Genomic DNA, 13,313 nt, shown 5'->3' on the forward strand with positions numbered 1-13,313 from the left:
CTTTATACATCTTTAAACATCTAATATATAGCTGGTAAAGTGGCAGATGCATGTTACACGAAGCTGTTCATCGCCCCTTTCCGAGTGCAAAGGTATAAGATTCATATTTCAAAGATGTTAGAGAAAAATGAAGATAGAGTTAAAAACTCAGAATACGATTAGAGCCTTATTCCTGAATCGGGTTCAGGAATAAGGCTCTAAATAAAATACTAGAATATCGGCTGACCTACGCAACCATTTGGCGCCTGCACATGAAGCAGGGCGGCGATGGTTGGCACAATATCGGTCATGAATGTCTGCCTGGTGGTTGCACCGTGCTGGATTCCCCAACCCATGAAAACCAAAGGAATGTGGGTGTCGTATGGATTCCACTCACCATGATTGGTTCCCTTCATGCCGTGGGCATAGTAGTTCGGCTTCAATACGATGGCAACATCACCGCTTCGCTCACGGTTGTAACCATTCACGATGCGCATCTTCACATCCTCAGGAATGCTCTCGGTCATCGTCTTCTCCATATCGCAGGCATACTGCACGCAACTGTCTTCCTTCAACACGTCCACCACGCTCTGCTTAATCTTGGCGAAATCCAACTTGTTTTTCTTGATGATGTTACGGTTGAAAAACACCTGATAGTTCATCACGGTCTTCACCAGATTGCCCACGTTAGGATACTCCTGAGCCAGGGTCTGATTCAGTTTCTCAGCTACAGCATCACCATCCCAATTACCCGCTGGAATGCGGCGGTCTTGCAGGAAACGGACGTTGTTCATCGCTCCATGGTCGGCACTCAGGAAAACCAGATAATTTCCTTTGCCCACCTTCTCATCGAGAAAAGAAAGGAAATCGGCTATCGCCTTGTCCAGGCGCAGATAAGTATCCTCGGTCTCTACCGCATGAGTTCCCACCTGATGACCGATATAGTCCGTGCTGGAGCAGCTTACTGCCAGCAAGTCGGTTTCATCATCTGCACCCAACTGCTCGCCGTCTACCGCAGCCTTCGCCAAGTCTATCGTCAGCGAATTGCCGAAAGGAGTCTTGCGGATAATGCTGTAACCATATTTCTTATAAAGGGCTGGAAGATTGAGCGGCAGCGTAGCCTTCATGCCCTTGCGGATGCCATCCTCATACTCGTTCTCATCTTCCGTACTTTCAACGTAAGTATTCTCAGGATAGAGTGTATTCCATTTTTCCGAGAGATAACGCTCTGGCAGATGCTGGTTATTGAACGCGTCCACCCACTTGGGCAACTGGTTCATATAATAAGAACTGGTGATAAACTTTCCGCTCTCATCATCAAACCAGTAGGCACCGTTCGGATTATGACCTGCAGGAAGAATGGAAGCACGGTCTTTCAATGCCACTCCCACTACCTTGGCTCTGCCGTTGGATGCAATCTTCATCTCATCTCCGAGAGTCGTAACCCAGAGGTTTCTAGGCGACATCAAGCCCGCCTTGCTGTTGGAGCCCACCGGCTTCACGGTTTCATCATCCGTGCAATACACCTTCTTGCCATTTTTCACAAAATTATTTCCGGCGATTCCGTGGATAGAAGGCACACTGCCTGTATAGAGACAAGTATGACCGATGGCGGTAACCGATGGAACATACGGAATACGGGTGTTTTCGCAAGAGAAACCCTCGTTGAGCAGTCGCTTGAATCCACCTTCACCATAGCGCTTCTGATAGCGATAGAGATAATCCCATCGCATTTGGTCAACCACGATGCCCACTACCAGTTTGGGGCGCTGAACGTTAGAAACATTCACCTGTTGGGCAGCAGCAGAGCCGCATCCCAGAAATGCCAACGCAATAAAACTAAATACCTTATTCATTTCTTTCTTCAAAAATACTGTAATACTTTTTACCGCCGCAAAGGTATTTAAAGGATGTTGCCATCGTGTTACAAAGAAATGAAAGAAGAGTGAAGAAAAAAATACTGATTTCAACTTCATCTTTTCTTCACCAGATAGAAACCACGATGTAACAAAATCATTCTACTTTTGCAGTCGAAAAAAATAAATATGCAAGAAACAATAGATTATGAACAGATTTAAGATTGTATTAATGGCTTCCCTGCTCGTGCAGGGCGTAGCATGTCTGGAGGCGAAAGCCGACAATACTCCAGAAGGAAACAAAACTAATTCTAAAGCATTGGGCGTGAATGCCGTAAGCGGCAAGGTGACCAACGAACAGGGCGAGGCTTTGCCTGGCGTGGTGGTTCGCTGCGGAAACACGAATGTACAGACTGATTTGAACGGCGAGTTCCACGTCAACGTGAACGATGGCGACAAACTCACCTTTACTTATATAGGATACAACACCATCACCAAGGATGCTGACGACAACAACCTGAAGGTAGTGATGAAGGAAAATACACAAGCCCTGGGCGAAGTTATCGTCACTACCCAGAAGAAGAAGCAGAGTAGTTTGGAGATTCCTGTGGCTGTAAGTGCCGTAACAGGTAGCGTGATGGAGAAACTCAATCTCCACCAGATGGACGACGTGGCTCAGTTTACCCCAGGCGTTCAGATTCAGCTGCAGAGTCCTAACAACCCTGGCTACGTGATTCGTGGTGTAACTTCAGATGGCGGCGAGGCTTATTCCCAGCCAAGAGTTTCCGTGTTTATGGATGGCGTTTCTACATCTAGAAGCCGCTCTTCTGCCGTTGAACTATTCGACTTGGAACGATTGGAAGTAGTAAAAGGTCCTCAAGGAACTCTCTTCGGAAGAGGTGCTGAGATTGGCGGAATCAACATCATCCGCCACAAACCGGTAAATGAACAGAAGGGCGAACTTTCCCTGAACTACGGCAGCTACAACCAACGCCAGGTAACAGGTTTCATCAACACCCCAATCATCAAGGACAAACTTGCCAACCGCTTTGCCTTCGACTACGATGCACGCGATGGTTTCATCAAGAACGAGGCAGGCGGCAGACTGAACGGCAAGAATGCCCTGGCTTTCAGAAACTCTACCCAATGGTGGGCTAACGATGATACTTCCGTGGGCGTGGTACTCGATTATCAGCACGATGATTATCCAGGCACTTCCTTCCATAGCATCAACCCAGCCTTTGGCAATAGCAACCCAAACAGTCCTGCAAACCTGGAAGCCGGCAAGCAGTTGGGCATCAAGCGAAACGTGGGTGGCGCCCTGCTCAATATCGACCACAACATCAGCAACCGCTGGTCGTTTAATTCCATCACCGGATTCAGAGCCTTCAACAGCAATGAGCATTTCGATGCAGATGGTACTAATCTCCCACTCCTGCTCTGCGAGGAAAAAGAGAAGGGAACTCAGTTTAGCCAGGAATTCAGATTCAATTATGATGACAAAAAGTTCTTCTCTGGCTTCGTGGGAGCCAGCTATTTCTACGAGAATTCATCACAGGATGTCAACGCCAAGGCGAATCTCCAGTACCTCTATCCGGTGTTTATCCAGAAGAGTGTGAAGGCTTCGCTCAGCAGTCAGATAGATAATGTAAAGGGATTGCTCAGCCAGTATCTTCCTGGCGCTTACCTGCCGATGGTAGATGTTGCACTCGCCCAGCTCATGAGCAAGTGGTTCCCTGAGAATCCTGAAAAAGATGCTGATGGCAAACTGAAGGCGCTGACCACCACTCCTGATATTTATGGTGATTTGAAGACTGCTCTGGGTGCTGTAGGAATGGATTTAGACCAGGTTCTTGCTGGCTTGGGCGATAACGGCAAACAGATTCAGGCTACCTTGCAGGGCATTTCGGCCAAAGTGCTCGATACTGCCTATACCGAACAGGGCAAGAATTACGGAACCAACCAGGCTGTAGAGGTTTTCGCTGACGGAACCTTCAAACTCACAAAGAATCTGAACTTCACCCTGGGTATCCGCGGAACTTATGAGAATCAGGAAACAGGCTACTCTTCAGCGACCGTACCAAGCATGTTTGGTGCCATACTTTATCGCCCTACCGAGGGTAGCGCCAAGGTAACTGCCAAGGAGAGCTACTGGTCGTGGGTAGGTCGTGCAGCCCTCAACTACATGATTGGTCGCAACAACATCTACGCCAGCGTGGCTCGTGGCCGTCGTCCGGGAGTGCTGTATTTCAACAACAATCCTAAGGATTTCGAGACACTCGACCCTGAAATCATCTACAGCTACGAGGCAGGTGTAAAGGGAAGTCTCCTGCAAGGCAGATTGAATTACGATTTCTGCGCTTACTATTATGACTGGTATAACTATCAGACATCGGTTTTCAACGCTACCACCAGCAAGTTTGAATACGATGATGCAGGTCGTGCCCACAGTTTCGGTCTGGAGGCAAGCATCAGCTACTCTCCATGCCGCTACCTGAATCTCTTCGGCAACTGGTCGTACATAGAGGGCAAGTTCAACGACAAGGATGACAACGGAAACGCACAGCTTTATGCCGGCAACCGCTTTCGCCTTACTCCAAAGAACAGTTTTGCCATCGGCTTCGACCTGAACGTGCCAACCGGCGAGAAGGCTTCCTTCTATCTCCGCCCTACCTATTCATGGAAATCGAAGGTGTTCTTCGAAGAGAGTAACGAGCCAGAGTTTACCCAGGATGCCTACGGACTGCTCAACTTCACAGCCGGTTACCGTTTCCAGCCAGGCAAGGTTTACTACGAGATTGGAGCCTTTGGCAAGAACGTACTCGATGAGAAATATATCGTAGATGCAGGTAATTCCGGCCGACAGATTGGTTTCCCAACCTACATCGGCGGTTCCCGCTCCGTTGTCGGCGTGATGTTTAAAATGGGATTCTAAGACAATAAGTGCAGACTGGAATACGTTTCATAAGTATAACGAAATACATATTGAAGAAATATATTAAAGATAAAAACAATGAAAAGAATTTTGATTTATATGATGCTGCTGATGGGAGTGATTCTCCCATCCTCAGCCAAGGATAGAGCCCAGCAGGTGATTGCCCACAGAGGCTATTGGAAGACAGAAGGTTCTGCCCAGAACTCCATCTCTTCTCTTCAGAACTCTTATAAGATAGGGGTTTACGGCTCAGAGTTTGATGTTCATATCACACGCGACGGCGAGGTGGTAGTTTTCCACGATGATGATGTTGACGGCATCAAGATAGAGAATGCCAACTATGCCGATATCAAGGACAAGCGACTCAAGAATGGCGAGAAGATTCCTACCTTGAAGGACTATCTCAATGCTGCCAAGTCATTGGGCGATATGAAGCTCATCCTCGAAGTAAAAGAGCACATCCAGAAGAGCGATGAAGACCGCTGCATAGATGCCACCCTGAAGATGGTAAGAGAAGCCGGACTGGAAGCAAGAACAGAGTATATTTCCTTCAGCAAGCACGCCTGCGATTATCTCGTTCGCCACGCTCCAGGAGCCAAGGTTTCCTATCTCAATGGCGACCTAACCCCTCTCGATGCCAAGGATGCAGGCTATGCAGGCATCGATTATGAAGATAGCGTTTTCTACGAACATCCGTTATGGATCAAGGAAGCCCGGAAACTCGGCCTGATTACCAATGTCTGGACAGTCAACAATCTAAAAGCCATCAAATATTTCTTTAAGCAAGGCATCGATTACGTGACAACCAATGAACCGGAAAAAGCCAAGAATTTATAATACAACAATCAGAAAAAAGGGTAAGTTTCTCATCATGAGGGGCCTGCCCTTATTTTTTTTTTGCAAAAAGACTTAAAAAATAAGCATGAACAAGACAAGGTAATGATATTTTGTTTATTTTTGCAGTATCATTGCAAACAAACAGATTTAAGATATGAAAAAACTACTCTTATCCATTGCCTTTCTGCTCCCTGGTATGGGAATGATGGCGCAGACTCAGGTAACGACTGCCGAAGGTATCCTCGAAGGAAAAGACCTCTCAGGCATCACAGTATTCAAGGGTATTCCGTTCGCTGCCCCTCCGGTAGGAAATCTCCGCTGGAAGGCTCCGCAGCCTGTACAGAAATGGCAGGGCGTTCGCGAGGCCAAGGAGTTCGGACCGAACCCGATGCAGGAACCTCTCTTCGGCGATATGAACTTCGGTACGAAGACCAACAGCGAGGATTGCCTCTACCTTAATATATGGACACCGGCAAAGACCATGAAGGAGCATCTGCCGGTACTCATTTATTTCAACGGCGGAGGACTGATGGCGGGTAGCGGAAGCGAACCTCGATATGCGGGCGATGCGATGGCACGCAAGGGCATCATCTCCATCACAGCCAACTATCGCGAGGGTATCTTCGGATTCTTCGCCCATCCACAACTCTCTAAGGAAACATCCTACAAGGGTTCAGGCAACTATGGATTCATGGACCAGGTGGCTGCCATCCAGTGGGTAAAGGACAATATCGAGGCTTTCGGCGGCGACCCTAACCGCATCACCATCGTAGGCGAATCGGCAGGTTCCATGTCGGTCAGCGCCCTGATGGCTTCCCCTCTCTGCCAGGGACTCTTTGCACAGGCAATGGGTTCCAGCGGTTCGGTGATGGGATTCAAGAAGGTGGCTACACTGAAGGAGGCCGAAAAGGAAGGCGTGCAGCTTGCCCAGAAAATAGCAGAGAAGATAGGTAAGAAAAACGGCAAGAAAGTGGGAAAGAAGGTTGGAATGAAGAACCTCAACGAACTTCGTGCCCTTCCTGCCGAGGAACTGATGAAGCTGGCGGAAGTAAGAGCGGTTCCTGTCTATAATATCGACGGATATTTTATGAAAGAACAGCCTGTAGAGGTATTTGCCAAGGGCGAGCAGACCAAGGTGCCTCTGCTTATCGGCGGCAACAACCAGGAGATGACTCCATTGGCGGTATTGATGGGCAAGCAGCCAACCGTTGAGAATCTGAAAGCTGGCGCCAAGGCTACTTTCGGAGAAGAGAACACCGATGAACTCTTCCGCCTCTACGGCATCAACAGCGATAAGGATGTATTGGAACAGCCGGGCGTGAATCTGGCTTCGGATATCTTCCTGGATTATTCAACATGGAAGTGGGGCAACATGCACAAGCTGACCGGCGGACAGCCTGTTTATCGCTACCGCTATTGCCATCCTCGTCCTGCTATGGCCATCAAGGGTAAGGTGGCTGCATTGGCTGGCGGCGTGGTAGATGCCAAGGAAGATGCGGCTCCTGCGCCACAAGACAAGGGAGCCGTTCATTCTGCCGACATCGAGTATGCAATGGGTACATTGCCAACCAACCGCGTGTTCAAATGGCAGCCGGAGGATTATATGATCAGCGACATCTTCAGCCAGTATTACGTCAATTTCGTAAAGACCGGCAATCCGAATGGTCTGGGTCTGCCTGAGTGGCCATCCACCAACGGCAAGGCAGTAGCCCCTGTGCTTCAGATAGACGTGAATACCGTCGTAAAAACTGATGCCCAAATGGAGAAGCGCTATGATTTCATAGACAAACTGTTTTGGAAGAAGAAATAATTCTCTCATTACATTGAATCAATCGGAATACAGATTTCATTGAATAAACCAGAAATAGAGATGTTTCAGAAATTCATTATCAACAGAGACGGAGTACTGAAGTTCGGGCGTGTCTACCTGCACCGTGACATGCTGTCACCCGGCGAGCAATGCACCTACGGGGGCGGTTTGTGGAAGATAGATGAAGGCAGAGGCGCCATCGTGCTCTACGGCAGAAGTTTCGACTTCGGTCCTCCCGATTTCGACTTTGTGAAACAGATAGACTGGACGGGCTTGGGCGGCACCCCTCGCCCGCTCTTCTATCTGCCTCATTGGCCCAGCGAAGAAGAGATTGTGCCCATCATCATAAACTGAGAAAATAGTATAATATTCTATAAATTTCTGTGTAAAACTTGCGGATAACAGAATAAAACACTATTTTTGCGAAGAGAAATCCTTCTCGGGGAAAATGCTCTCTAAGAGAAGAGATTCCGTAAATAAGTAACAATTAAAAAGCAGTATAGTATGAAAAAGAAATTAGTTTTGACAGCAGCCGTCATCGCTGCATTGTCAGTTGTCTCCTGCAATGGCAAGAAGACAAATAGCCAGGGGGCTGACCAGGATAGCCTCAGTTATGCTGAAAATGATTCGCTCAATTCCAACGATGTCATTCTCGATTCCATCGCCGGCACCTACGAGGGAACTCTCCCTGCTGCCGACTGTCCGGGCATCAAGACCGTTTTGACGCTCAACGCCGACAGCACCTACCAGTACTCAGCCGACTATCTGGAGCGCAAGGATGGTCACGACGAAGCAAGCGGTATCTTCAAGGTATTGGCTAACAACGTGGTAGAAATCACTCGTCCATCGAGCGGCGAGACATCTTACTACAAGGTAAAGGATGCCAACAGCCTCATCATGACCGATTCACTGGGCAATGAGCCTGAAGGCGCCATGGCTAAGCACTATGTGCTGACTAAGAAAAGGTAAAAGGGTAAAAAGGTAAAAGGGTAAAAAGAGCCTTACCCCCTTCACACCCCTCGTTACGCCCCCGTTCCCAGCGATTCCATCGCTGGTCCCCCTAAAAAAAGGTAAAAAGAGCACCCTAGCTTAACATTCCGCTAGGCTCTTTTTACCTTTTTACTTTTTTACCTTTAAAAGCCCCTTTCAAGTTAAAATCAATTAAGTTTTGCACCGGAACCTTCGCTATTCCAGATATTTTTCCTAATTTTGCGCCCACGTTTCTAACAGATGAAATGATTTTAAGATTCAATGGAATATACTAAATAGATTAAGGATAAAGAAAAATGGAACATGTTTTTACTGAATCGATGTTTTTGGTGGGATTCGTGATTTTCATCGCCGCCATACTCGTATTAGACATGCTGGTCATCGACCGAAAGGCACATGTGGTGTCTATCAAGGAAGCCGGTTCATGGACGGCTGTATGGATTATTCTCGCGCTCGCCTTCGCCGTATTCATCTATTTTCATGGCGACATGGTGCACGGCATCGAGAACTTCGACGACCTGAAGCTGATAGCCTCGCGCTATGCTTCGCATCTCAAACTGGACCCGAACGACTATGAGGGGAGTCTGCAGCAATATCGCCACTACATGACCATCTCTTACATCTCGGGTTATCTGATAGAGAAGACGCTCTCGGTAGATAATCTCTTCGTGATGATGATGATCTTCACCTCGTTCGGAGTGGACAAGAAAGATTACCAGCACGTACTGAACTGGGGTATCCTGGGAGCCATCGTACTGCGCTTCGTCTTCATCTTTGCGGGTGCTGCGCTCATCAGCCGTTTCGCCTGGATATTACTCGTATTCGGAGGATTCCTGGTTTACAGCGGTGCCAAGATGTTCCTCAACAGGAACAAGAAGGAGGAAATCAATGCCCTGGAGCATCCGGTAGTGAAGTTCATGCAGAAGCGCCTGCATCTGGGTCCGCTGGTGATGACGGTGGTATTCATCGAGTTCTGCGACCTGATTTTCGCCTTCGACAGCATCCCAGCCGTATTCTCAGTATCGCTCGACCCGTTCGTGGTGTTCTTCTCGAATATCTTCGCCATCCTGGGCTTGCGTGCCCTCTTCTTCCTGCTGGCAGCGATAGCAGACAAGTTCCGCTATCTGAAGGTGGGTGTGAGTGTGCTGCTGGTGTTCATCGGTGTGAAGATGCTCATCCACGATTTCTTCGAGATTGATGCTGTCAGTTCGCTGGTATTCATCATCCTCGTACTGCTCGTCAGCATCGGGGCTTCGGTGGTGATTCCGCAGAAACAGGAAGCGTTGGAAAATACGAAATAAGCAAACCATTCGTAAAGGAGATTATCATCAGGTAATCTCCTTCCAAGAAAACATAAAAAGGGCGATTGCTATTCCCCACGCAAGGGATAAGCAATCGCCCTTATCTTTTATGAACTCAGTACAGAAAGAAGAGCAAATGAATTGGCTTACCCTTCGGCCGCCGAACTTTGTTTCTTCACTCTTCTCTCTTCACTCAATTTACTTCCAAGGATTCTCTGTTGGGTAAGGCAGGCTAGCTGGCTGGTTGTAAGCGATATCCTTGATGCCGAGATACTTGAATACCTCGAACAAGGTCTTACCTACGTGAGAGAATGCTACGGCTCCGTGGTGTGGATAACCCTTCTGAATCAATACGTGACGATAGAAGCGGCCCATCTCGTTGATGGCGAAGATACCGATACCACCGAATGAACGGGTAGGAACATCGAGAACCTCACCCTCTGCGATGTAGCTGCGGAGGTTGCCCTCTGAATCGCACTGCAGACGGTAGAATGTGATGTCAGAAGCTGCGATATCACCCTCCAAGGTACCACGGGTGAAGTCTGGTTTACCACCATTCTCCAACAAACGGTTCTGGATGAGCTGATACTTAATCTTACGGCTAGAGCACATCTTGCACTGTGGAGTGTTACCGCAGTGGAAGCCCATGAAGGTATCAGTCAACTTATAATCGTACTTGCCCTTGATGTCCTCATCATAGATATACTGAGGAACTGAGTTGTTGATATCGAGCAATGTAACGGTATCGTCAGAAGCACACATACCGATGTACTCTGAGAGCGCACCATAGACATCAACCTCGCAAGCTACAGGAATGCCGCGGCTAACGAGACGGCTGTTTACATAGCAAGGCTCGAAACCGAACTGGCTTGGGAATGCAGGCCAGCACTTGTCAGCGAATGCTACATACTGGCGAGAACCCTTGTGAACCTCTGCCCAGTCGAGCAATGTCAACTCAAACTGTGCCATTCTGCGGCTGAGGTCAGGATAGTAGCAGCCTTCACCCATCTCCTTGGCCATATCAGCGCAAACCTCGTCGATACGTGGGTCGTTCTCGTGCTCCTTGTAAGCTACGAGAAGGTCGAGCTCTGAGTTTTCCTCAATCTCAACACCGAGTTCGTACAAGCCCTTGATAGGAGCGTTGCAAGCGAAGAAGTCCTGTGGACGTGGACCGAAGGTGATAATCTTCAAGCCCTTCAAACCGATGATAACGCGAGCTACTGGTACGAAGTCCTGAATCATCTTAGCTACGTCCTCTGCTGTACCTACAGGATACTCAGGGATGTAACCCTTCAGGTGGCGCATGCCGAGGTTGTAAGAGCAGTTGAGCATACCGCAGTAAGCGTCGCCACGACCATTGATCATGTCGCCGTCACCCTCTGCAGCTGCAACAAACATACAAGGACCATCGAAGTTCTTTGCAATCAAAGTCTCAGGAGTCTCAGGACCGAAGTTACCGAGGAATACAACCAAAGCGTTGCAGCCCTGCTCTTTCACTTCGCCCAAAGCCTTGAGCATATCTTTCTCGTTCTCAACTGTAGTCTGGCAGTTGAAAATTTCACCCTTGTACTCTTTTACGATGTTCTCACGGCGCTGAGTAGAAAGCGCGATTGGAAAACAGTCACGGCTAACGGCAATAATACCGAGCTTTACTTGTGGAATGTTGTTGCTTACCATAATTTTAGTTTATTACTTAAGTTTTTGTATAAATTGCTTATATTTATTGATTCTTTTCTAATTTGTTTGGCTGACAATTATTCATTGTTCCGAGCACAAAGGTACAAATATATTTTGTATCACCAAGCGTTTTAAGGAATTTTTAATTCAAAAAAATGGCGCAAAACCGAAATTCTGCGCCAAATGTAACATATGATAAAGTTCTTGATACATTTCATACATGTCTCTATTATCATCTAATCCCCCTTTTCTGCCTTAACATCTTCTTTAATATCTTCGCAGCGGGCGGTACCGGATGGTATAAATCTGATTGAAGTACTCCTTCCAGGCGTTCGGCTCCTTGTCATCATCACGCACGATGCGGATGCCGTAGAATCGGGTACCCGTCTCCTTGTATTCCCGGAATCTCGACAACAGCTGCTGTGGCGGATCTGGAATCAGGAAGTCGGTAATCCAAAGCACATCGGCATTCACGTAATGAAGACCGTCGTTGTCGAGAAGTTCGAACATCTGGGTCATCATCTTCTTTGCCGAAGTTCCGCCGCCGATAAATGGAAGGTGGGTTGTCGTTGGCTGGCGACGGATGCCTCGCCCGGTATGCGCCTGCCCGTCTCCAACTGACGGGACTGCATCTGCTTTGGCTGATTCCATCATAGTGATTCCTATTCTCTTCAGGCGCTCAGCCTTGCGCTTCGCCATCAGGTCGATGGCACGGGTACTGACGGAGAAATCTATCAGGAAGCAGTCTCGCTCCAGATCTTCTGCCGTTTCTTCCAGCAGAGAGATGAGTGTAGAGGATATCCTTTCGGGCGTGCCATACATACTGGCTGAGGTGTCCAGACAGACGATCATCGGACCCTTGCGGGAGGCATGGGTAAAGCCGAGTTTGCGGGATGGTTTCGACATCTCGCTCTTATAACGGAAGGTCTGGAGTCTTCGCGTGCGATACTTATAGATAAAGAGGCCCTCCATATCTTCATCGCTGTACTGTGCCAGTTCGAGGGGGAGAAGGGAGTTGAGATCATCGCCCATGGTAATGCCCTCGATATCGCTACCCGCTGAATGCTCCATCTTCATCTCTACGCCCGATGCGATGGTGAGCCGGTCTTTGCCGTTGGCATCGGCTACTCGTCCCATCTTCGCCACAATTTCCTTGATTTCGGGATATTTGTCCTGAATCTTCACCTGGTTCAGACGGCATTCAAACTCCGTTTCAGTCCATCCGTTCGTCATCAGTTCCCAAGCTTGTACGGCTCGCTGCTCCGAAACGCCCTTCGTCTTCATGTTGCGGGTTATCTGGTCCATCATGCGCACCAGTCCTGTTTCGAAGTTGTTCTGACGGAGGGAGATGAAGTCCTTCAGCTTGTCCAATACCTGATGGTCGATGCAGACCTTCCAGTCTCTTACCAGCCTTTCCCAGTTTTCGGGTTTCGAAGCCCCGTCTCCAGTCATCAGCTTGAGGAAGAAAGGCTTATCGAACCCATCTTCAGCATGTTCCTGTTCCAGCTGGTCGAGAAAGGGGAGCCACACCTGTTCATCCATCCGCTTGAAGGGAGCCCAATCGAGCACATCATCAGCCCGATGACTCTCGGTCCAGGCACGCTGGCGCTGGAACCGCATGTGATGGACGCATTCCACGATGAATTTTCCCACGCTATCATAGAAAACCTTGCTCTTGATTTTGCTGTTCACCACCTGTCGCACGAATTTCTGTACCTCTTCGCCAGTTTCTTCTATGGTTACTTTCAGGGTAAAGAGATGAATGAGATAATCCTTCAGCGGGTCTTCCTTCAAATTCCAAGGCATGGCGGTGCCTGTCGGATCAGGAATCTTCACCTGTCCCGACTTGCAGAAGTCATCCAGCATCTTCAAGTAATACTGTGCCTCCGCCAAGTCCTTGTTATTCTGATATTTCATAGGAGTAAATC

Annotated in this window: 9 protein-coding genes; 6 read left to right on the top strand and 3 right to left on the bottom strand. The window is 48.3% G+C overall.

Annotated features, from left to right (window positions below):
- Positions 1–209 precede the first annotated feature (209 nt).
- Positions 210–1,835: an alkaline phosphatase PafA gene (gene pafA / locus KUA46_RS09415; protein WP_218487518.1), complete on the bottom strand. Its 1,626-nt coding sequence runs from the start codon at positions 1,833–1,835 to the stop codon at positions 210–212.
- A 208-nt stretch (positions 1,836–2,043) separates the two neighbouring features.
- Here pafA and KUA46_RS09420 point away from each other — a divergent pair, with 208 nt between their 5' ends.
- From KUA46_RS09420 to KUA46_RS09445, 6 genes are all read left to right on the top strand, one after another.
- Entirely contained in the window at positions 2,044–4,770 is a 2,727-nt protein-coding gene (locus KUA46_RS09420) for a TonB-dependent receptor (protein ID WP_218487517.1), read from the top strand.
- 78 nt (positions 4,771–4,848) lie between these two features.
- Entirely contained in the window at positions 4,849–5,607 is a 759-nt protein-coding gene (locus KUA46_RS09425) for a glycerophosphodiester phosphodiesterase family protein (protein ID WP_228114855.1), read from the top strand.
- Between the two features lie 154 nt (positions 5,608–5,761).
- A complete protein-coding gene (locus KUA46_RS09430) occupies positions 5,762–7,417 on the top strand; it encodes a carboxylesterase/lipase family protein (RefSeq protein ID WP_218487516.1) in 1,656 nt (551 codons plus the stop codon).
- Positions 7,418–7,477: 60 nt separating this feature from the next.
- Positions 7,478–7,771 carry a hypothetical protein gene (locus KUA46_RS09435; RefSeq protein ID WP_118063993.1) on the top strand — a complete coding sequence of 98 codons (294 nt, stop codon included), beginning with the start codon at positions 7,478–7,480 and terminating at the stop codon, positions 7,769–7,771.
- A 150-nt stretch (positions 7,772–7,921) separates the two neighbouring features.
- Positions 7,922–8,386 carry a copper resistance protein NlpE gene (locus KUA46_RS09440; protein WP_006848274.1) on the top strand — a complete coding sequence of 155 codons (465 nt, stop codon included), beginning with the start codon at positions 7,922–7,924 and terminating at the stop codon, positions 8,384–8,386.
- A 317-nt stretch (positions 8,387–8,703) separates the two neighbouring features.
- Positions 8,704–9,708: a TerC family protein gene (locus KUA46_RS09445; RefSeq protein WP_006848275.1), complete on the top strand. Its 1,005-nt coding sequence runs from the start codon at positions 8,704–8,706 to the stop codon at positions 9,706–9,708.
- A 198-nt stretch (positions 9,709–9,906) separates the two neighbouring features.
- Here KUA46_RS09445 and KUA46_RS09450 read toward each other — a convergent pair whose 3' ends face one another.
- A complete protein-coding gene (locus tag KUA46_RS09450; protein WP_218487515.1) occupies positions 9,907–11,385 on the bottom strand; it encodes an L-fucose/L-arabinose isomerase family protein in 1,479 nt (492 codons plus the stop codon).
- Positions 11,386–11,652: 267 nt separating this feature from the next.
- Positions 11,653–13,302 (bottom strand): vWA domain-containing protein, encoded by a 1,650-nt coding sequence (locus KUA46_RS09455; RefSeq protein ID WP_218487514.1) that lies wholly within the window; start codon positions 13,300–13,302, stop codon positions 11,653–11,655.
- Positions 13,303–13,313 lie beyond the last annotated feature (11 nt).

It is taken from the genome of Segatella copri, assembly GCF_019249765.2.
Lineage (GTDB): Bacteria > Bacteroidota > Bacteroidia > Bacteroidales > Bacteroidaceae > Prevotella > Prevotella copri_K.

Bases quoted from the DNA above. Each gene is read 5' to 3' on its own strand.
- KUA46_RS09425 (WP_228114855.1), top strand. From the start codon at position 4,849: ATGAAAAGAATTTTGATTTATATGATGCTGCTGATGGGAGTGATTCTC.
- KUA46_RS09440 (WP_006848274.1), top strand. From the start codon at position 7,922: ATGAAAAAGAAATTAGTTTTGACAGCAGCCGTCATCGCTGCATTGTCA.
- KUA46_RS09435 (WP_118063993.1), top strand. From the start codon at position 7,478: ATGTTTCAGAAATTCATTATCAACAGAGACGGAGTACTGAAGTTCGGG.
- KUA46_RS09430 (WP_218487516.1), top strand. From the start codon at position 5,762: ATGAAAAAACTACTCTTATCCATTGCCTTTCTGCTCCCTGGTATGGGA.
- KUA46_RS09420 (WP_218487517.1), top strand. From the start codon at position 2,044: ATGAACAGATTTAAGATTGTATTAATGGCTTCCCTGCTCGTGCAGGGC.
- pafA (WP_218487518.1), bottom strand. From the start codon at position 1,835: ATGAATAAGGTATTTAGTTTTATTGCGTTGGCATTTCTGGGATGCGGC.
- KUA46_RS09450 (WP_218487515.1), bottom strand. From the start codon at position 11,385: ATGGTAAGCAACAACATTCCACAAGTAAAGCTCGGTATTATTGCCGTT.
- KUA46_RS09455 (WP_218487514.1), bottom strand. From the start codon at position 13,302: ATGAAATATCAGAATAACAAGGACTTGGCGGAGGCACAGTATTACTTG.
- KUA46_RS09445 (WP_006848275.1), top strand. From the start codon at position 8,704: ATGGAACATGTTTTTACTGAATCGATGTTTTTGGTGGGATTCGTGATT.